We start from the raw sequence: 19831 nt of genomic DNA, 5'->3' as shown, positions 1-19831 counted from the left end.
CGTTTTCTGCGGCAAACCGGCTTCCACTTTGCCGGAAAACGCTCTTATGCGTCTCGTCGTGATCTGCATCGGCCGCCTGAAACAGGGCCCTGAACGGGAGCTCGCCGAGCGTTACCGCGAGCGCTTCGAGGATATCGGCCGCAAGCTCGGCTTTCGCGGCCTCGACATCCATGAGATTGCGGAGAGCCGCGCGCGCGATACGGCCGCGCGCATCGCCGAGGAGGCCGCGGCGATCGCGGCGCTGCTGCCGGAAAAGCACATGCTGGTCGCGCTCGACGAACGCGGCAAGAGCATCGACAGCGCAAGCTTTGCACAGCAGCTTGGCCGCTGGCGCGACGAGGGGGCAGCACATACTGTCTTCGTGATCGGCGGCGCGGACGGACTTTCGCCTGAATTGCAGCGCAACGCTTCGTTGCGTATTGCATTCGGCTCCGCGACCTGGCCGCACCAAATGGTCCGCGTCATGCTTCTGGAACAGATTTATCGGGCCGCGACCATTTTGGCCGGCCACCCCTACCATCGCGCCTGAGGCGCGGTGACGGACAGTCGAAAGCGCTGAACGCACGCGAATGCAGCACAAGCGGGACACAGCTTCGGATTCGCATCTCGGCACCGCGCGCCGCCGCTGGTTGCCTGCGTCCCTGCCTCTGTTGATCGCTATGCTCGCCGCGTATCCGCTGACCGCGGCGCATGCGCAGGCGACACCACCCGCGCAACAGTCCGCCCCGCCGGCACAGCAGGCCGCAACAGCGGAGACATCGCCCGACGCCATCAAGCAGCGCGAGCAGGAGCTCGAGGCCGCGCGCGAACAGCAGCGCAAGGCCACCGAGTTGCAGGAGAAGTTGAAGGCCGACATCGCCGCGATCGGCCAGGACCGCAGCAAGCTCAATCAGCAGCTGATCGACATTGCCGGCCAGGTGCGCGGCGTCGAGACCCGGATCGCCGACGCCGAGGCGCGCCTGCAGCCGCTCGACGGCCGCGAGCGCGAAATCCGCGGCTCGCTCGATTCACGCCGCTCCGAAGTGATCGAGGTGCTGGCCGCGTTGCAGCGCGCCGGGCGGCGCACGCCGCCGGCGCTCCTGGTGCGGCCCGAGGACGCGCTGCAATCGCTGCGCACCGCGATGCTGCTCGGCGCGGTGGTGCCGGAATTGCGCGTCCGCGCCGAAAAGCTTGCGGCCGATCTCGGCGAACTGGTGGCGCTGCGCAAGACCATCTCGACCGAACGCGATGCGCTGGCGGCCGACCGCGACAAACTCAGGGAAGACCAGACTCGCCTGGCGGCGCTGGTCGACGAACGGCAGCGGCAGCAAAGCGCGGCCGAAAAGGACATGGAGGCCGAAGGCGCCCGCGCCATCGCGCTGTCGAAGCAGGCCGCCGATCTGCAGAGCCTGATCGCCAAGATGGAGCAGGATCTCAAGAGCGCGGCCAAGGCCGCCGCCACGGCCAGCCTCCAGGGGGCCCCGGCGACCGTTAACGGCAAGCCCAATCTGGGGGCGCTCAAGGACCCCGCCCGCATGAGCCCGGCGGTCGCCTTCGCCTCGGCCAAAGGCCTGTTCTCCTATCCCGTGAATGGCACCAAGATTCGCGAATTTGGCGGTTCCGACGGCGCAGGGGGCGTACAAAAGGGCATTTCCTTGGCCGCCAAACCAGGCGCGCAGGTCACAACCCCGTGTGACGGCTGGGTTGTTTACGCTGGTCCTTTCCGCAGCTACGGACAACTCTTGATCCTCAATGCCGGGGGCGGGTATCATGTCCTGATCGCCGGGATGGAGCGTATTTCGGTAAACATCGGCCAGTTTGTGCTAACGGGGGAGCCGGTTGCGACCATGGGGTCGACGTCCCAGGTTGCATCCATTCTCGCGACCAATGCGAGCCAGCCAGTGCTCTATGTCGAGTTCCGGAAAGACGGCACTCCAATCGATCCAGGTCCATGGTGGGCCGCAAATGAAGGCGAAAAGGTTCGCGGATGATGCGCAAGACTTCGGTAATTCTCCTTAGCGCCGCCACCGGCGCGGCCCTGACGCTTTTCGTCACGCAGCCCCGCGCTGTGCTGATCGGATCGAGCGCGCGCGCCGCGACGTCGGACACCTACCGCCAGCTCAATCTGTTCGGCGACGTGTTCGAACGGGTGCGCAGCGACTATGTCGAGAAGCCGGATGACAGCAAGCTCGTCGAGTCCGCGATCTCGGGCATGCTGTCCGGTCTCGATCCGCACTCGAGCTACATGGATGCCAAGAGCTTCCGCGACATGCAGGTGCAGACCCGCGGCGAGTTCGGCGGTCTCGGCATCGAGGTCACGATGGAAGACGGCCTGATCAAGGTCGTCTCGCCGATCGACGACACCCCGGCCTCGAAGGCCGGCATCATGGCCAACGACATCATCACCAATCTCGACGACGAAGCTGTGCAGGGCCTGACGCTGAACCAGGCCGTCGAGAAGATGCGCGGTCCGGTCAACACCAAGATCAAGCTCAAGATCATCCGCAAGGGCCAGGACAATCCGATCGACGTCACGCTGGTGCGCGACAACATCCGCGTTCGCTCGGTACGGGCGCGCGTCGAGGCCGACGACATCGCCTATATCCGCATCACCACCTTCAACGAGCAGACCACCGAAGGCCTGAAGAAGGAAGTCGCCAACCTGCAGAGCCAGATCGGCGACAAGCTGAAGGGCTACATCATCGATCTCAGAAACAACCCCGGCGGCCTGCTCGAAGAGGCCGTCACGGTGTCCGACTCCTTCCTGGAGCGCGGCGAGATCGTCTCGACCCGCGGACGCAATGCCGAGGAAACCCAGCGCCGCGCCGCGCACCCCGGCGACCTGACCAAGGGCAAGCCGGTCATCGTGCTGATCAATGGCGGCTCGGCATCGGCCTCCGAAATCGTCGCCGGCGCGCTGCAGGACCACAAGCGTGCGACGCTGGTCGGCACCCGCTCGTTCGGCAAGGGTTCGGTGCAGACCATCATCCCGCTCGGCTCGGGCAACGGCGCACTGCGCCTGACCACCGCGCGCTACTACACGCCATCGGGCAAGTCGATCCAGGCCAAAGGCATCGTGCCCGACATCGAGGTGCTGCAGGACGTGCCGGAAGAGCTGAAGGCGCGCACCGACACCAAGGGCGAGGCCTCGCTGCGCGGGCATCTGAAGAACGACGGCGACGAGAAGACCGGGTCGCAGTCCTACGTCCCGCCGGACGCCAAGGACGACAAGGCGCTGAAGATGGCGGACGACCTGCTGCACGGCATCAAGTCGACCTCGAGCGCGACGCCGGCACCGGCAGCGCCCGGCGACAAGGCCGCGGTCGACAAGCCCGGCAACAAGGCCGCGAACTGATCCCATCCAATGGTTTAGGCGAACAGGGCGGCCCTCGGGCCGCCCTTTCTGCTTTCGCCGTCCACCGCCAGCCGTGCTTTGACGGGGAGCCCGGCGCGCGGGAATGCACCGCATCGTGCTATCGTTCGCGCTGTTGATTCGGGGAGGGTCATGGCAGAAGCGGCCGACGAACTGAGCACGCCGCTTGGGCAGAACACCGTGGGCAGGACGCGCCGTGTCCGCTTGCCATTCACGGCGATGCAGGCGCTCGCCGTGCTGCTGGGGCTCGCGCTGGTCGGCTTCGCCGGCGTCGCGCTGTTCAACGACAATCCGCTCGGCGGCGAACCGATTGCCCGCATCACGCTCCGCAATCCCCCGCCCGCAGCCGCCGACGATAAACACGCCCCGGCCGAACCGGTGGTCAAATCCGCCGCCAAAGCCCCGGCCGCAGGCGGCGATGCCAAGAACGACGCCAAGACCGTCACCATCATCGACGGCTCCAGCGGCAAGCGCCAGGACGTGGTGATCGGCGCCGGCGATCCGGCCGAAAAGACGACGGATGGCGACGCGCCGCCGCTCGCGATGACCGGGATCGACCCGCGCCTGCTGGAGAAGTCGCGCCACGGCATGATCCCAGCGGTCGCCGATGGCCTGAAGCCGTTCACGGTCTATGCGGCCGAAGCCGACCGCGCCAAGGCGGCCCGGATGCCTGTGGTCGCCATCGTGGTCGCCGGCCTCGGGGTCGGCGCCGCCAAGACCACTGACGCCATCATGAAGCTGCCGCCGGCCGTGACGCTGGCCTTCACGCCCTACGGCGCCGACCCCGGCAAGCTCGCGGAACGTGCTCGGACGCAGCGCCACGAGATCCTGCTGCAGATCCCGATGGAGCCGTTCGACTATCCCGACAACGATCCGGGCCCGCAGACCCTGCTGACCACATTGAGCAGCGAGCAGAACCTCGACCGTCTCTATTGGCACCTCAGCCGCCTGCAGGGATATGCCGGGATCGCCAATTTCATGGGAGCCCGGTTCGTCGCAACCGATCCCGTGATGCAGCCCATCGTGCGCGAGGCGGCCAAGCGCGGCCTGAGCTTTTTCGACGACGGTTCCACCCCGCGCAGCGTCGCACAGAGCCTCTCGGCCGGCCAATCGTTGCCGTTCGCCAAGGCCGATTTCGCCATCGACGTGGTGCCGACATCGGCGGAAATCGACCGCGCACTGGTCAAGCTGGAAACGATCGCCAAGGAACGCGGCACGGCCGTGGGCGTCGCCTCGGCGCTGCCGGTCTCGATCGAGCGGCTCGGCGCCTGGCTCAAGACACTGGACTCCAAGGGCATCATGCTTGTGCCATTGACAACGGCGATGCTGAAATCAAAATCGGGCTAGAGATCAATCTGTTGGTGCAACCTAAGACCTTGCCGGGGGGCCGGGTCGGGCGGCGCCGGGAACTGTGCGAGGTAGCGGCGGCATGGCACGTTATGAAGACCTGCCCTATCGAACCTGCGTCGGCATCATGCTGCTGAATACGGCGGGACTGGTCTTCATCGGACGCCGCGCCGGCGGCATCGAGCATGTCGACGACGCGCATGTCTGGCAGATGCCGCAAGGCGGCGTCGATCCCGGCGAAGACACGTTTCAGGCCGCACGGCGCGAGCTCTATGAAGAGACCAGCGTCAAGTCGGTGGAGAAGCTCGGCGAGGTCTCGGACTGGCTGATCTATGATATCCCGCGCACCGTCGCAGGCCGCGCCTGGAAGGGTCGCTACCGCGGCCAGCGGCAAAAGTGGTTCGCATTGCGCTTCACCGGCGACGAGAACGAGATCAACGTCGCCCACCCCGGCGGCGGCCACAAGGCCGAGTTCATCACCTGGCGCTGGGAGCCGATGAAGAATCTGCCGGAGCTGATTGTGCCGTTCAAGCGTCCGGTCTATGAGCGCGTCGTGAAGGAATTCGCCGGTCTGGCGGCCAAATAGACGGCCATATGATCGGGCAGACAAACGCGCGGCGGCACCGGTCGAGATGTCATCAGATAAGCCCTATCGCCCCAATGTGGGCATCGCGCTGTTCAACGGCGACGGACGCGTGCTGATCGGCCACCGGATCAAGAACGACGGCCCGGAGATCGTGCTGCCCGGCCTCGAATGGCAGATGCCGCAGGGCGGCATCGACGACGGCGAGGACCCGCGCCAGGCCGTGATGCGCGAATTGTGGGAAGAGACCGGGGCGGTCAACGCCAACTATCTCGGCGAGACCGACTGGATGACCTACGAATTCCCGGCCTATGACGGGCCGGCATCGCATCGGCTGGCCAAATTCCGGGGCCAGCGGCAGAAATGGTTTGCGCTGCGCTTCACCGGGCGCGACGAGGAGATCGATCCATTGACCCCGCGCAACGGCCAACCCGCCGAGTTCGATCAATGGCGCTGGGAGCGTCTCGATCGCGTCGCCGATCTCGTGGTGCCGTTCCGCCGCGAGGTCTATCGCGCAGTCGCGATCCGGTTCGCGGAATTCGCCGGCTGATCCTGCGGCGGAAGGCGCCGCGCATCGCCCGGCGTCATGCCGTAGGTCGCGCGGAACACGCGATAGAAGAAGCCGCATGAAACGGCGATCTCGTCGATGCCGCGTTCCAGCATCGCTGAGAGAAGCCGCCTCGCCTCCTTCGATCTTGTTGCCGCCAGCGTTCGCGCGAATGACAGGCCGGTCGGCTCGAACAGCGCATGCAATTGCCGGAGCGAAATGCCGAGCTCGGTGGCGACCGCGGCCGGCGTGAGCGAGGCGCGATGCAGATCGCGCAGCAGGATTTCTCGCGCGGCATGAGGGTAGCCGGCGCGCAGCGCGGCACGCCGTCCCGACCGCAACCGCAACCGCAACCGCACTCCTGCCGTCACACGCTTCCGGGCGCGACAACAATCCACCGCCCGCCGGCGTACGGCGAGCGTTGAATGCTTCGAGTCTTGGCAGACGATGACTGGAAAAGTGTGAGCGATTTCACAAAGAGAGCCGGCTCACTCGACGCTATGGCGCGATCGCTGGTCGGCAATCGCGCCTTAGTGCATAGCCGTCGCGTTGAGCTCGTGCTGGATGCTCTTGAAGTGATCGAGCCGCTCGATCTCGTGGTCGAGTTCGGAGCCTTCCTTCTCGGAGAGCTTCTCCTGCATTTCGTTGATCGTCTCGGCGAACTTCGCGCGATCGAGATCCGCAATCGTGGTGGCGACGTCGGCGAGCACAGTGAGGCCCTTGTCCGACACCTCGGCGAGGCCGCCGAGCACGATCACCTTCTCGCGCTTGCCCGCGGTCGTGATCGTCAGGATGCCCGGACGAATCGTGGCGACGACCGGAGCGTGTCCGGCGAGCACACCGAAATCACCCTCCACACCGGGGACGTCAACCTGATCCACCTCGCCGGAGAAGGCGAGCTTTTCGGGAGAGACGAGATCGAAGTGGAAGGTGGCCATGGTCTTTCCGTTCTTTGCGCTATCACCCGCGGGCTCGACCCGCGGGTCCATCAGTCAAAATACTTCTCGTTCGATGGATCGCCGGATCACGTCCGGCGATGACGACACCCCAAAGCTTAGGCCGCTTCGGCGGCGAGCTTCTTGCCCTTCTCGACGGCTTCTTCGATCGTGCCGACCATGTAGAACGCCGCTTCCGGCAGATGGTCGTACTTGCCCTGGCAGAGATCGCGGAAGCCCTTGATGGTGTCGGCGAGGTCGACGAACTTGCCCGGCGAGCCGGTGAAGACTTCGGCGACGTGGAACGGCTGCGACAGGAAGCGCTCGACCTTGCGGGCGCGGGCGACCGTCAGCTTGTCCTCTTCCGACAATTCGTCCATGCCGAGAATGGCGATGATGTCCTGCAGCGACTTGTAGCGTTGCAGGATCTGCTGGACCATACGCGCGGTGTTGTAGTGCTCCTCGCCGACGACCAGCGCCGACAGCATGCGCGAGGTCGAGTCGAGCGGGTCCACCGCCGGATAGATGCCCTTTTCCGAGATCGCGCGCGACAGCACCGTGGTGGCGTCCAAGTGCGCGAACGAGGTGGCGGGCGCCGGATCGGTCAAGTCGTCGGCCGGCACGTAGATCGCCTGCACCGAGGTGATCGAGCCCTTCTGGGTGGTGGTGATGCGCTCCTGCAGCGCGCCCATGTCGGTCGCGAGCGTCGGCTGATAACCCACCGCCGAAGGAATACGGCCGAGCAGCGCCGACACTTCCGAACCCGCCTGGGTGAAGCGGAAGATGTTGTCGACGAAGAACAGCACGTCCTGGCCCTGGTCGCGGAAGTGCTCGGCGACCGTCAGACCGGTCAGACCGACGCGGGCGCGGGCGCCCGGCGGTTCGTTCATCTGGCCGAACACCAGCGCGCACTTCGACTTCACGCTCGGATCCGGATTGTGCGGATCGGCGTTGACCTTCGATTCGATGAACTCGTGATAGAGGTCGTTGCCTTCACGGGTCCGCTCGCCGACGCCGGCGAACACGGAGTAACCACCGTGCGCCTTCGCGACGTTGTTGATCAGTTCCTGAATCAGCACGGTCTTGCCGACGCCGGCGCCGCCGAACAGGCCGATCTTGCCACCCTTGGCGTACGGGGCGAGAAGGTCGACGACCTTGATGCCGGTGACGAGAATTTCCGCTTCGGTCGACTGGTCGGTGTAGCTCGGCGCTTCCTGGTGGATGGCGCGCAGGCCTTCGGACTTGATCGGACCGGCCTCGTCGATCGGCTCGCCGATGACGTTGATGATGCGGCCGAGCGTGCCTTCGCCGACCGGCACGCGGATCGGCTCACCGGTGTCGGTGACTTCCTGGCCGCGCACCAGACCTTCGGTGATATCCATCGCGATGGTGCGGACGGTCGATTCACCGAGATGCTGCGCGACTTCGAGCACCAGGCGGTTGCCGCCGTTCTTGGTCTCGAGCGCATTCAGAATCGCCGGAAGGTGGCCTTCGAACTGCACGTCGACCACGGCGCCCGTGACCTGGGTAACGCGACCGATCTGATTGGCTGCTGTAGCCATGGACTATTCTCCTTCGAAAATCTGCCTTAGACCGCCTCAGCGCCGGAGATGATCTCGATCAGCTCCTTCGTGATCTGGGCCTGACGGGTTCGGTTGTAAATCAGGGTTTGCTTACGGATCATCTCGCCGGCGTTGCGCGTCGCGCTGTCCATCGCGCTCATCTGCGCGCCGTAGAACGAGGCGTTGTTCTCCAGCAGCGCACGGAAGACCTGCACCGCAAGGTTGCGCGGCAGCAGGCTGCCGAGAATCTGGTCCTCTTCCGGCTCGTATTCGTACGAGGTCGCGGGAGCCACGCTGGCCGCGGGTGCAGCCACCTCGAGCGGGATGATCTGCTGCGCGGTCGGGATCTGCGCGATCACCGACTGGAAGCGCGAATAGAACAGCGTGCAGACATCGAATTCGCCGGCCTCGAACCGTGCCAACACTTTGTTGGCGATGTCCTCGGCGTTGACGAAGCCGATCTGCCGCACCGAACGCAGGTCGAGGTGCTCGACAATCCGCTTCTCGAACGTCCGCCGCAGCTGTTCGTAGCCCTTGCGGCCGACGCAGAAGAATTTGACTTCCTTGCCTTGCGCGAGCAGCGCGTTCGCCCGCTCGCGCGCCAGACGCACGATGGCGGAGTTGAAAGCGCCGGACAGGCCGCGCTCGCCGGTGCAGACCAGAAGCAGGTGCACCTGGTCATTGCCGGTGCCCGCCAGCAGCGCCGGCGCGCCGGGCGAGCCGTTGGCCGCGGCGGCGATGTTGGAAATCACCGCATCCATCTTGGTGGCATAGGGCCGCGCCGCCTCGGCGGCGTTCTGCGCGCGGCGCAGCTTCGAGGCTGCGACCATCTGCATGGCCTTGGTGATCTTCTGCGTCGCCTTGGTCGAGGCGATGCGGACCCGCATGTCTTTCAGTGACGCCATTCTTCGTCCACCCCGGCAATCCGACCGCAACGGTCAGATCGCAAGCCTCTCTGTTCCTATCGCCCGGCCAACGGCCGGGCGATGCCCTTGTGCGAAGGTCTTCTTACGCAAACGTCTTCTTACGCAAACGTCTTGGCGAAGCCCTCGACTACCGTCTTGAGCTTGGCGGCGGTGTCGTCGGACAGATCGCGGCTGGTGCGGATCGCGTCGAGGATCTCGACGTTCTTGCCGCGCAGCAGCGAGAGCAGGCCGTCCTCGAACGCCTTCACCTTGTTGAGCGGCAGCGGATCGAGGTAGCCATTGGTGCCGGCCCAGATCACGCAAACCTGCTCTTCCATCTTCAGCGGCGAGAACTGCGGCTGCTTCAGGAGTTCGGTCAGGCGCGAGCCGCGGTTGAGCAGGCGCTGGGTCGAGGCGTCGAGGTCGGAGCCGAACTGCGCGAACGCCGCCATTTCGCGGTACTGCGCGAGCTCGCCCTTGATCTTGCCGGCGACCTTCTTGGTTGCCTTGGTCTGCGCCGACGAACCGACGCGCGACACCGACAGACCGACGTTCACCGCGGGACGGATACCCTGGAAGAACAGGTCGGTTTCCAGGAAGATCTGGCCGTCGGTGATCGAGATCACGTTGGTCGGAATGTAGGCCGACACGTCGTTGGCCTGGGTTTCGATGACCGGCAGCGCCGTCAGCGAGCCCAAGCCATGCTCCTTGTTGAGCTTGGCGGCGCGCTCGAGCAGGCGGGAATGCAGGTAAAACACGTCGCCAGGATAGGCCTCGCGGCCCGGTGGGCGGCGCAGCAGCAGCGACATCTGGCGATAGGCGACGGCCTGCTTGGACAAGTCGTCATAGATGATCACGGCGTGCATGCCGTTGTCGCGGAAGTACTCGCCCATGGTGCAGGCGGTGAACGGCGCGATGTACTGCATCGGCGCCGGATCGGACGCGGTGGCCGCGACGATGATCGAGTATTCCAGCGCGCCCTGCTCTTCGAGCACCTTGACGAACTGCGCGACGGTGGAGCGCTTCTGGCCGATCGCGACGTAGACGCAATACAGCTTGAGGTTCTCGTCCGGCTGGGCGTTCAGCGGCTTCTGGTTCAGGATAGTATCGAGCGCGATCGCGGTCTTACCGGTCTGACGGTCACCGATGATCAGCTCGCGCTGGCCGCGACCGATCGGAATCAGCGCATCGATCGCCTTCAGGCCGGTGGCCATCGGCTCGTTCACCGACTTGCGCGGAATGATGCCGGGCGCCTTGACGTCGACGCGCTTGCGTTCGGTGGCCTGGATCGGGCCCTTGCCGTCGATCGGGTTGCCGAGCGCGTCGACGACGCGGCCGAGCAGGCCCTTGCCGATCGGCGCGTCCACGATCGCGCGGGTGCGCTTGACGGTCTGGCCTTCCTTGATCTCGCGGTCGGCGCCGAAAATCACGATACCGACGTTATCGGTTTCAAGGTTGAGCGCCATGCCGCGCGTGCCGTTCTCGAACTCGACCATTTCACCGGCCTGGACGTTGTCGAGCCCGTAGACGCGAGCGATACCGTCACCGACCGACAGCACCTGGCCAACTTCGGTGACTTCGGCTTCCTGGCCGAAATTCTTGATCTGGTCCTTGAGGATCGCAGAAATTTCTGCGGCGCGGATGTCCATCAGCCTGCCTCTTTCATCGCGTTCTTGATCGAATTGAGTTTGGTGCGAAGCGAACTATCCACCATGCGGCTGCCGAGCTTGACCACCAGGCCACCAATAATGGAGGGATCGACCTTCACGTTGAGCGCGACGTCCTTGCCCGTCACTGATTTCAGTGCGGCCTTCAGCCCGTCGAGATTCTTGTCACTGAGCTGCTCGGCGACGGTGACTTCCGCAGTCGCCTCGCCCTTGAACTTCGCCACCAGCGCGCGATAGGCGCGGATCACATCGGCCACGGCAAACAGCCGGCGATTGGCGGTGAGCACCTTGAGGAATTTCGCCGACGTGCCGGCGATACCGGCCTTGTCGAGCACCGCGGTCAGCGCCTTCAGCTGGGCGTCCGCGGCAAATACCGGGCTGCGGACGAGGCGCTTGAGATCGGCGCTCTCGTTGAGCATGGCTTCGAACTTGTCGAGATCGGCCCTGACTTGATCGACGGATTGATCGTCGCGCGCCAACTCGAACAGGGCCGTTGCGTAACGACCGGACACTCCCGAAACGGACGGATCTTCAGCAGCCACGAGCTCGCTCTTTTTTGCTGTCAAATTCGCAAGGGAAAAACCGTCGCCACCAAAGCAGCGCCTAGCGATCCAAGCCCTTGGAATTCAAGCGGGACTTCGATTTTCGACCGGCACAGGACATGCCGGGATCGTTAAAATCGCGGCTTTGCTAACATAGCAATCGCGCAGGTGCAACATGACGGCATCGTGCGAGCCGCCTTGTCGCATGCGGTTTTTGGCGACCGCAGCCGGCGCTCGAATGAGAAAAAATCGGCGCGCGGAAATTCAGCGCGCGGCCCCCGATTCGCACCGCGCGGATTTGTTCCATCGAAATCTGCATGGGGCCCATGGCCGAGTGCGCAGGGAACCCAAAACGGGCCGCCGTTTCATTTGGCGATTACTTACCGAAAACTTACCGCCGGCCCACTAATCAGTATTCGAAAGTATATTATTGATTAAAAATTCGTTAAAGGCCAAGGTTACGGAACCTCGATTGAATACCCCAAAGCGGTAACAAGATATTTCAGCCCGAGACAATCGGGAATTACTGCCCAATTCGTGCCTCATTGCGAAACCAAACGGCTTTGGTCAACGAAGGGACGGGGGTTCCACTTGCCGCGTTAGTGGCAATACTGTCTGAGGGTCTTATCAATGCTGAATATCAAGAAGGCGGCGGGCAATATAACCCGCTCGCGTACGGCGCTCGCGTTTGTCGCCGCAACTATCCTGGTCGGGGGCAGCGTGACGGAGGCGTCCGCGAAGTCCAGGCACCACCATCATCGCCACCACCATCATCACCAGGCCCGCGCTGAAGGTTCGTCCTGGCGCGACGCCAATGCATCGATCCAGCCCTCCGGCGGCCACACGTTCTCGGGGATGGCCTCCTTCTACGGCAATGAGTCGGGCAGCCGCACCGCTTCCGGCCAGCGCTTCAACCAGAACGCCATGACCGCCGCCCACCGCTCGCTGCCGTTCGGCACCAGGCTCCGCGTCACCCACGGGGGCCGCAGCGTCGTCGTCACCGTCAACGATCGTGGCCCGTTCATCCGCGGCCGCGTGCTCGACCTCTCGACCGGCGCAGCCCGCGCCATCGGCCTGACCGGTGCCGGCGTCGGCCGCGTCACCGCCGAGGTCGTCTCGTAAGCGCTTCAGTAAGCGTTGCGTTGCGTAACGGCCGCGAGGCCTGCCTCGCGCCAAAAGGCCTGCCGTCGCGAATGACGGCAGGCTTTTTCTTTACAGGCATCCCTACAAGAAACTCTGCGGATCGACGTCGACCTCGAGCTTCAGATTGCCCTTGGTCTTCGGACCGGCCTCGAGCCATTCGCGCAGATATTGCGACAGGTCGACATTGCGCAGCGACTTCACCAGCAGGCGGAAGCGGTAGCGGCCCTTGATGACGGCAAGCGGGGCCTCGGCGGGGCCGAGCACCTGGATCCGCTCGTCGAGCGGCGCCATCGCGGCGAGCTTGCGGGCAAATCCTTCTGCTGTCGGTCGGTCGCCGGCGGAGACGATCAGGCTCGCCAGCCGGCCGAACGGCGGATAGCCGGTGCGCTCGCGGATATCGATCTCGCTGGCGTAGAACGCCTCGCGATCGTTCGCGATCAAGGCCTTGATGACCGGATGTTCCGGCTGGTGGGTCTGCAGATAGCCGACGCCACGGCCCTGCTCGCGGCCGGCACGGCCGACCACCTGGTTCAGCAACTGGAACGTCCGCTCGGCGGCGCGCGGATCGCCGTTGCTCAAGCCGAGATCGGCATCGATGACCCCGACCAGATTGAGCCGCGGGAAGTTGTGCCCCTTGGCCACCAGCTGGGTGCCGATGATGATGTCGACGCGGCCCTCGGCGATCTCGTTGAGCTCGCTGCGCATGGTCTCGATCGAGGTGATGAGATCGCTCGAAAGCACCATGGTGCGGGCCTCGGGAAAAATGTGAGCGGCCTCCTCCTGCAGGCGCTCGACGCCGGGACCGACGGCGGCCAGCGATTCCTCGGCCGCACAATGCGGGCAGATGTTCGGACGCGGCATCGAGAAGCCGCAGTGATGGCAGACCAGCCGCTGCCGGAAGCGATGATCGACCAGCCATGCGTCGCAGATCGTGCAGGCGAAGCGGTGGCCGCAGGCACGGCAGAGCGTCAGCGGCGCATAGCCACGACGGTTGAGGAACAGCAGCGCCTGCTCGCGGCGCTCGATCGCATGGCGAATTTGCTCGGCCAGAACAGGCGAAATGAAGCGCCCGCGCGGCGGCGGTGCGCGGCGCATGTCGATCGCCTCGATGTGCGGCATGTGCTGGCCGCCGAACCGCGACGGCAACGCGACGCGCTGGTAGCGCCCCTTGCGCGCGTTGACTTCGCTCTCCACCGAGGGCGTCGCCGACGCCAGCAAGATCGGGATCCTGGCGATATGGGCGCGGACCACCGCCATGTCGCGCGCGTGATAATGTGCGCCCTCGTCCTGCTTGTAGGCCTGGTCATGCTCCTCATCGACGATGATGAGACCGAGATCGGCGTAAGGCAGGAACAGCGCGGAGCGGGCGCCGACCACGACCGGCGCCTTGCCCTCGGAGATCGCCGCCCAGTTTCGCGCCCGCGTGCGCGGCGTGAGCTCCGAATGCCATTCCAGCGGCCGCACACCGAAGCGCTGCGCGAAACGGTCGAGGAACTGGCCGGTCAGCGCGATTTCGGGCATCAGGATCAGGGTCTGCTTGCCGCGGCGGATATTCTCCGCGATCGCCTCGAAATAGACCTCGGTCTTGCCGGAACCGGTGACGCCGTCGAGCAGTGCGACGTGAAAGCTGCCGCTCGCCGCCAGCGTCCGCATCACATCGACCGCGCTGCGCTGCTCGCGCGAGAAATCCGGCTGCGCATACGAGGGATCGGGAATGGGTGGCGGTGCAGGCGGCGGCATCGCCTCGACCGTCAGCGTGCCCTCGTCGACCAGGCCGTCGACCACGCCCGAGCTGACGCCGGCCTCCCGCGCCGCCTCGGATTTGCCATGCAGCAAGCCATCCGACAGCACCTCGATCAGCCGCCGGCGCGCCGGTGTCAGGCGCCGTGGCGGCTCGCCCACGAGGCGCACCCCGAGCCGCGTCCGCTCCGGCCCAAGGTTCTCGCCCATCCGCAGCGTCATCCGCAGCACCATGCCGCGCGCCGACAAAGTGTAAGTGGAGACCCAGTCGACGAGCTGGCGCAACTCGGCCCTGAGCGGCGGAACATCAAGCTTCTCGCTGACGTCCTTGAGCCGGTTGTGCAGCCGCGGATCCGGCTTGGCATTCTCGGCCCACACCACCGCGACGACCTCGCGCGGCCCGAGCGGAACACAGATCACATCGCCGGGCGCAAGCTCCATGCCGCGCGGCACGCGGTAGGAATAGGTCTGGTTCAGCGCGACAGGCACCAGCACGTCGACGACGCGGGTCGTCGATGCGGGAGCTGGGCTGGGGCGTGTGGTGTGGTCCATTGAATCAGAGCTTTGAGCCGGGCTAGCACCGCTGCGCGGTCTTAGCGAACGGTAAACGAAGGCAGTGCGATATAATCAGGAGATTAGCAGCGCCAATAGCCCTTAAGGACGTGCCCGCTCAAGACATGGCCCGGACCGATCAGCCCATGCAACCGCTCGAGCTCGACTGCGCCGACGTGTCGGTCACGCAGGAGATGACGCGCTGGCTGTCGCATCTGCGCGCCGAGCGGCGGCTGTCGCCGAAGACGCTCGAGGCCTACGCCCGCGATGTGCGTCAATGCCTGGCCTTCCTGGCCGGGCACTGGGGCGCGCGCGTGACGCTTGCGGCATTTTCCGCGCTCGAGGCCAGCGATGTCCGCGCCTTCATGGCGATGCGCCGTGCCGAGGAGATCGGCGGCCGATCGCTGATGCGGGCGCTGGCGGGCCTGCGCTCGTTCGGACGTTTCCTGGAACGCGAAGGCAAGGGCAAGGTCGGTGCGCTCTCGGCGATCCGCGCCCCCAAGGTGGCGAAGAGCCTGCCGAAGCCGATCCATATGGAAGCGGCGAAACGCTTCGCCGATGCCGACGAGCGCGCCGGCGAAACCCGCGAGACCTGGATCCTGGTGCGTGACGCCGCCGTGATGGCGCTGCTCTATGGCTCCGGTCTGCGCATCTCCGAGGCGCTGGGGCTGAAGCGCCGCGACGTGCCGAAGCCGGGCGAAGGCGACGTGCTGGTCGTCACCGGCAAGGGCAACAAGACCCGCATGGTGCCGGTGCTGCACAACGTGCTGCAATTGATCGCGGACTATGCGGCGATCTGTCCGCATCAGCTCAGCCCGACCGGGCCGATGTTCGTCGGTGCGCGCGGCGGCCCGCTCAGCCCGCGCATCATCCAGCTTACCATGGAGCGGCTGCGCGGCGCGCTCGGCTTGCCCGACAGCGCAACGCCGCATGCGCTGCGGCACTCCTTCGCCACCCATCTGCTCAGCCGCGGCGGCGACCTGCGCGCGATCCAGGAATTGCTCGGCCACGCATCGCTGTCGACCACGCAGATCTACACCGGCATCGACAGCGAGCGCCTGCTGGAAGTCTATCGCTCCGCGCACCCGCGCGGCTGAGCGCCCGGACCTGAGTTCAAAATACGGCGCCGGGCCGGCACCGATGCGCCGTTTCATCTTGCGCCGTTCATATTCATACGGCTGCCACAAATCGCTCGGCACTTGCCTTGTGCGCCGCATTCAGCAATCGTGGCGCGGTCTCATCCGGATGGGGGAATCATGAGCGCACATGAAAGTATGGAGCAAGCGGAGCATGCCGAGCATGCGTCGGGCGAAAACAAGAAGATCGCCCTCCTGATCGCCGTGATCGCGCTCTGCCTGGCGCTGTCGGAAACGCTCGGCAAGGGAGCCCAGACCGAATCGATCAGCAAGAACGTCGAAGCCTCCAACCTCTGGGCCTTCTTCCAGGCCAAGAGCATCCGCCGCACCGCGGTGCAGACCGCGGCCGAACAGGGCAAGCTCAATCTTGCGACCACCGCCGACGAGGCGGCCAAGGCCGCGCTGCAGAAGCAGATCGACGACTGGCAGAAGACCGCGGCACGCTACCGCTCGGAGCCGGAGACCGGCGAGGGGTCAGAGCAACTCTCCGAACGCGCCAAGCACGCCGAGCATGAGCGCGACGAGGCCACCGCGAAATATCATCACTTCGAGCTTGCCTCTGCCGCCTTCCAGATCGCCATCGTGCTGGCGTCCGCGACCATCATCACCGGCATCGCCGCGTTGGCCTGGGTGTCCGGCCTGGTGACGCTCGCCGGCGTCGTGATGACCTTGTTCGGCCTGTTCCAGCCGCATCTGCTGCCCTTGCATTGAAGCGGCGGGGCTCCGCTTCATCTCCGTCACCCTGCCAGGGTCACGGAATTGGCCTGCTCAGCTTGCTCAGTGTCATCACCCGCATGCGGGTGATCCAGTATTCCAGAGGCGGTCGGGCTTGAGCCGACAGGCCGCGGCGTACTGGGTCGCCCGGTCGAGCCGGGCGACGACAACAGTGGAAGAGGACAAAGCTTCACATCCTGTCAGGATGACGGGAGCGACAGCGTTGCCTAGAGCACCTTGCTGGTCTGGTGAACGCTTTTTCGGAAGCGCGCGATCAGGCGCAGCGTGCGCGCGGTCCAGCCGTCACCGTCGCCACTGATCATCTCGAGGATACGCCGCTTGACCGGCTCGACCAGCTCTGTGGCCTTGGCGCGCAGCGCCATCACGAAATTATAGAGCGCCTCGAACCAGGGCATCTCCAGCAGTTTCGATCGCGTCACGTCGAACAGGAAAGCGGTGACGCCGACGCCGACGATCTTGGCGAACAGGATCAGCGAGACCGCGCTGAACCAGTATTGGTTCGCCAGGAGCCAGAGTCCGACCAGCTTGAGCGGAAACAGCGGGATCAGCGGCACGACGAAGACGATCAGCGTCATCGCCGGCGACAGCGAATCGACCCGGTCGGCAAGCCATTGCTTGAGCGCGCGCAGCGGGATCCACGCCACCACCCGGGCCACGATCGGCTCGACGTGATCCCATAGCCAAGCCTCGATCAGGAAGATGATCGCAAGCAGGACCCAGAACGGCTGAAGCAGGCGGCGCAACATCACTATGATCTCTACCCGGCTCGCGCCGGGATGTTCGATCACATATGGATGGCGCGCTTGCCCACCGCAAGCGCGGCTTCCTTGATCGCTTCGGAACGGGTCGGATGTGCGTGGCAGGTGCGCGCCAGATCCTCGGCCGAGCCGCCGAATTCCATCAGGACGCAGGCTTCGTGGATCATTTCGCCGGCTTCCCGGCCGACAATGTGCACGCCGAGCACCCGATCGGTCTTCGCATCTGCGAGAACCTTCACGAAACCGTCGGTGGTCTGGTTGACCTTGGAGCGGCCGTTCGCGGTGAACGGGAATTTGCCGACGGTATAAGCGAAGCCGGCTTGCTTGAGATCTTCCTCGGTCTTGCCGACCGACGACACCTCCGGCGTGGTATACACAACACCTGGAATGACGTCGTAGTTCACATGGCCGGCCTGGCCCGCGATGATCTCCGCGCAGGCAACGCCCTCGTCTTCCGCCTTGTGCGCCAGCATCGGCCCGGCCACGACATCGCCGATCGCGTAGATGCCCTTCACATTGGTCGAGAAGTGCGTGTCGATTTCGACGCGGCCACGATTGTCGAGCGCAACGCCGGCTTCCTTCAGCCCGAGGCCCTCGGTGTAGGGCACGCGGCCGATGCACACCAGCACCACGTCGGCTTCGATGGTTTCCGCAGCACCACCCGCGGCCGGCTCGACCTTGACCTGGAGCGTCTTGCCCGAGGTGTCGACCGCGGTGACCTTGGCGCCGAGCCTGAAGGCAAAGCCCTGCTTTTCCAGGATGCGCTGGAATTGCTTCGCCACCTCGCCATCCATGCCGGGCAGGATGCGGTCGAGGAATTCCACCACGGTGACCTTGGCACCGAGACGATGCCAAACCGAGCCGAGCTCGAGCCCGATCACGCCGGCGCCGACGATCAGCAGGCTTGACGGCACCTTCTCCAGCGACAGCGCGCCGGTCGACGACACGATGCGCTTCTCGTCGATGTCGATGCCCTTCAACCGCGCGATGTCGGAGCCGGTGGCGATCACGATATTCTTGGTCTCGACGGTCTCGGACTTGCCGTCGCCGGAGACCTCGACCTTGCCGGCACTGATGATCTTGCCGGTACCCTTGAGGACATCGATCTTGTTCTTCTTCATCAGGAACTCGACGCCCTTGACGTTGCCGTCGATGCCCTGCTGCTTGAAGTCCATCATCGCGGGCAGATCGAGCTTCGGGGCGGAGACGCTGACGCCCATCTTGGCGAAGGAGTGCGCGGCTTCCTCGAACATCTCGGAGGCGTGCAGCAGCGCCTTCGACGGCATGCAGCCGACATTGAGACAGGTGCCGCCCAGCGTCGCGTTCTTCTCGACGACGGCAACCTTCATGCCGAGCTGCGCCGCGCGGATCGCGCAGACGTAACCGCCGGGGCCAGTGCCGATGACGACGAGATCGTAAGAAGCCATGATTGAGGTCCTGTAGCTAAACTCTGTGACAGTTGGGCGGGCGCGGTCCGATCGGAAGGCCGCTTCCCGCTTCTTGATCGTGTTCTAGCGACCGCCCGACACGTCGAGGATCGCGCTGGTGACGTAGGAGGCTTCGTCCGAGATCAGCCAGACGATGGCGTTGGCGATCTCGTCCGCGGTGCCGACACGCTTCATCGGCACCATGTGGGCAAGCCGATGCGCGCGATCGGGCTCGCCGCCCGCGGCGTGGATGTCGGTGTCGATCAGGCCCGGCCGGATGCCGGCGACGCGGATGCCTTCACCCGCGACTTCGTAACCGAGGCCGACCGTGAAGGAATCGATCGCCCCCTTGGAGGCGGCATAGTCGACATAGGTGTTGGGCGCGCCGAGCCTTGCCGCGACCGAGGAGAGGTTGACGATGACGCCGCCCTGGCCGCCGTGCCTGGTCGACATGCGCTTCACCGCCTCGCGCGCGCACAGGATGCTGCCCGTGACGTTGACCGCCATCATCTGCTGGATGCGCTCGGCCGACATCTCGTCGACGCGCACACCGCTCTTGCCGACGATACCGGCATTGTTGACCAGCGCGCCGAGCGTGCCGAACCCATCGGCCGCCTTGAACAGCGCCAGGATATCCTGCTCGCTGCCGACGTCGCACTTCACCGCGATCGCCTTGCCGTTCTTGGCCTCGATCGCGGCGACGACCTCGTTGGCCGCAGCCTGGTTTGAGGCATACCCAACCACCACGCGATAACCGCGTGCAGCAGCAGCAAGCGCGGTGGCGCGGCCGATGCCGCGGCTGCCGCCGGTGATGACAACGACCTTGTCCGTCACATTGATCCCCAAACGTAAGCACCCAACGAAACGCGACGCCCGAACCGATCGGGCGCCGCGCGCGAT

At 65.1% G+C, this 19831-nt stretch carries 18 protein-coding genes and 1 pseudogene; 9 read left to right on the top strand and 10 right to left on the bottom strand.

The features are described from left to right. The first annotated feature begins 46 nt into the window (after window positions 1–46). The 6 genes from rlmH to HU230_RS34620 all read left to right on the top strand — a co-directional run bounded on the left by rlmH (window position 47) and on the right by HU230_RS34620 (window position 5832). Window positions 47–529 carry a 23S rRNA (pseudouridine(1915)-N(3))-methyltransferase RlmH gene (gene rlmH / locus HU230_RS34645; RefSeq protein ID WP_176534336.1) on the top strand — a complete coding sequence of 161 codons (483 nt, stop codon included), beginning with the start codon at window positions 47–49 and terminating at the stop codon, window positions 527–529. Between the two features lie 40 nt (window positions 530–569). Then, the gene (locus HU230_RS34640) at window positions 570–1970 is read left to right on the top strand and encodes a murein hydrolase activator EnvC family protein (protein WP_176534337.1); all 1401 of its coding nucleotides are present in this window, start codon (window positions 570–572) and stop codon (window positions 1968–1970) included. After that, on the top strand, window positions 1967–3334 hold the full coding sequence (locus HU230_RS34635; protein ID WP_176534338.1) for a S41 family peptidase: 1368 nt from the start codon (window positions 1967–1969) through the stop codon (window positions 3332–3334). Before HU230_RS34640 ends, HU230_RS34635 begins: the two co-directional genes overlap by 4 nt. Before the next feature lie 150 nt (window positions 3335–3484). Next, window positions 3485–4699, top strand: a complete 1215-nt coding sequence (locus tag HU230_RS34630) for a divergent polysaccharide deacetylase family protein (RefSeq protein ID WP_176534339.1) — start codon at window positions 3485–3487, stop codon at window positions 4697–4699. An 82-nt stretch (window positions 4700–4781) separates the two neighbouring features. Further along, the gene (locus tag HU230_RS34625; RefSeq protein ID WP_092121642.1) at window positions 4782–5285 is read left to right on the top strand and encodes an RNA pyrophosphohydrolase; all 504 of its coding nucleotides are present in this window, start codon (window positions 4782–4784) and stop codon (window positions 5283–5285) included. A gap of 46 nt (window positions 5286–5331) precedes the next feature. Beyond that, complete coding sequence (locus tag HU230_RS34620) at window positions 5332–5832, top strand: RNA pyrophosphohydrolase (RefSeq protein WP_176534340.1); 501 nt, start codon at window positions 5332–5334, stop codon at window positions 5830–5832. On the opposite strand, the pseudogene HU230_RS34615 reads toward HU230_RS34620, so the two are convergent. The 6 genes and pseudogenes from HU230_RS34615 to HU230_RS34590 all read right to left on the bottom strand — a co-directional run. Continuing rightward, window positions 5790–6173: pseudogene (locus HU230_RS34615) on the bottom strand (helix-turn-helix domain-containing protein); the annotation flags it as partial. The gene HU230_RS34620 and the pseudogene HU230_RS34615 sit on opposite strands and share 43 nt — an antisense overlap. A gap of 186 nt (window positions 6174–6359) precedes the next feature. Beyond that, entirely contained in the window at window positions 6360–6767 is a 408-nt protein-coding gene (locus HU230_RS34610; protein WP_173639622.1) for a F0F1 ATP synthase subunit epsilon, read from the bottom strand. 116 nt (window positions 6768–6883) lie between these two features. Beyond that, entirely contained in the window at window positions 6884–8326 is a 1443-nt protein-coding gene (gene atpD, locus HU230_RS34605) for a F0F1 ATP synthase subunit beta (protein ID WP_092121637.1), read from the bottom strand. Window positions 8327–8352: 26 nt separating this feature from the next. Continuing rightward, complete coding sequence (locus tag HU230_RS34600; RefSeq protein WP_176534341.1) at window positions 8353–9231, bottom strand: F0F1 ATP synthase subunit gamma; 879 nt, start codon at window positions 9229–9231, stop codon at window positions 8353–8355. Between the two features lie 119 nt (window positions 9232–9350). Continuing rightward, window positions 9351–10880 carry a F0F1 ATP synthase subunit alpha gene (atpA, locus tag HU230_RS34595; RefSeq protein WP_092121635.1) on the bottom strand — a complete coding sequence of 510 codons (1530 nt, stop codon included), beginning with the start codon at window positions 10878–10880 and terminating at the stop codon, window positions 9351–9353. After that, complete coding sequence (locus HU230_RS34590) at window positions 10880–11440, bottom strand: F0F1 ATP synthase subunit delta (RefSeq protein ID WP_176534342.1); 561 nt, start codon at window positions 11438–11440, stop codon at window positions 10880–10882. The genes atpA and HU230_RS34590 overlap by 1 nt, the downstream gene beginning before the upstream one ends. A gap of 630 nt (window positions 11441–12070) precedes the next feature. Here HU230_RS34590 and HU230_RS34585 point away from each other — a divergent pair. Further along, complete coding sequence (locus HU230_RS34585) at window positions 12071–12562, top strand: septal ring lytic transglycosylase RlpA family protein (RefSeq protein WP_176534343.1); 492 nt, start codon at window positions 12071–12073, stop codon at window positions 12560–12562. Between the two features lie 102 nt (window positions 12563–12664). On the opposite strand, the gene HU230_RS34580 is transcribed toward HU230_RS34585, so the two are convergent. Then, window positions 12665–14875 (bottom strand): primosomal protein N', encoded by a 2211-nt coding sequence (locus HU230_RS34580; RefSeq protein ID WP_176534344.1) that lies wholly within the window; start codon window positions 14873–14875, stop codon window positions 12665–12667. A 125-nt stretch (window positions 14876–15000) separates the two neighbouring features. Here HU230_RS34580 and HU230_RS34575 point away from each other — a divergent pair, with 125 nt between their 5' ends. Together HU230_RS34575 and HU230_RS34570 are read left to right on the top strand one after the other, a co-directional pair. Continuing rightward, a complete protein-coding gene (locus tag HU230_RS34575; protein ID WP_176534345.1) occupies window positions 15001–15972 on the top strand; it encodes a tyrosine recombinase XerC in 972 nt (323 codons plus the stop codon). A gap of 159 nt (window positions 15973–16131) precedes the next feature. Next, window positions 16132–16722 carry a DUF4337 domain-containing protein gene (locus HU230_RS34570; protein ID WP_176534346.1) on the top strand — a complete coding sequence of 197 codons (591 nt, stop codon included), beginning with the start codon at window positions 16132–16134 and terminating at the stop codon, window positions 16720–16722. 230 nt (window positions 16723–16952) lie between these two features. Here HU230_RS34570 and HU230_RS34565 read toward each other — a convergent pair whose 3' ends face one another. From HU230_RS34565 to HU230_RS34555, 3 genes are all read right to left on the bottom strand, one after another. Beyond that, the gene (locus HU230_RS34565; RefSeq protein WP_176534347.1) at window positions 16953–17492 is read right to left on the bottom strand and encodes a hypothetical protein; all 540 of its coding nucleotides are present in this window, start codon (window positions 17490–17492) and stop codon (window positions 16953–16955) included. 38 nt (window positions 17493–17530) lie between these two features. Then, on the bottom strand, window positions 17531–18931 hold the full coding sequence (lpdA, locus tag HU230_RS34560; RefSeq protein ID WP_176534348.1) for a dihydrolipoyl dehydrogenase: 1401 nt from the start codon (window positions 18929–18931) through the stop codon (window positions 17531–17533). A gap of 84 nt (window positions 18932–19015) precedes the next feature. Next, on the bottom strand, window positions 19016–19765 hold the full coding sequence (locus HU230_RS34555) for an SDR family oxidoreductase (protein WP_176534349.1): 750 nt from the start codon (window positions 19763–19765) through the stop codon (window positions 19016–19018). Window positions 19766–19831 lie beyond the last annotated feature (66 nt).

Origin of the sequence: Bradyrhizobium quebecense, assembly GCF_013373795.3 — a bacterium.
In the GTDB taxonomy this organism is placed as follows: domain Bacteria; phylum Pseudomonadota; class Alphaproteobacteria; order Rhizobiales; family Xanthobacteraceae; genus Bradyrhizobium; species Bradyrhizobium quebecense.
This window is presented reverse-complemented; position numbering and strand designations above follow the sequence as displayed.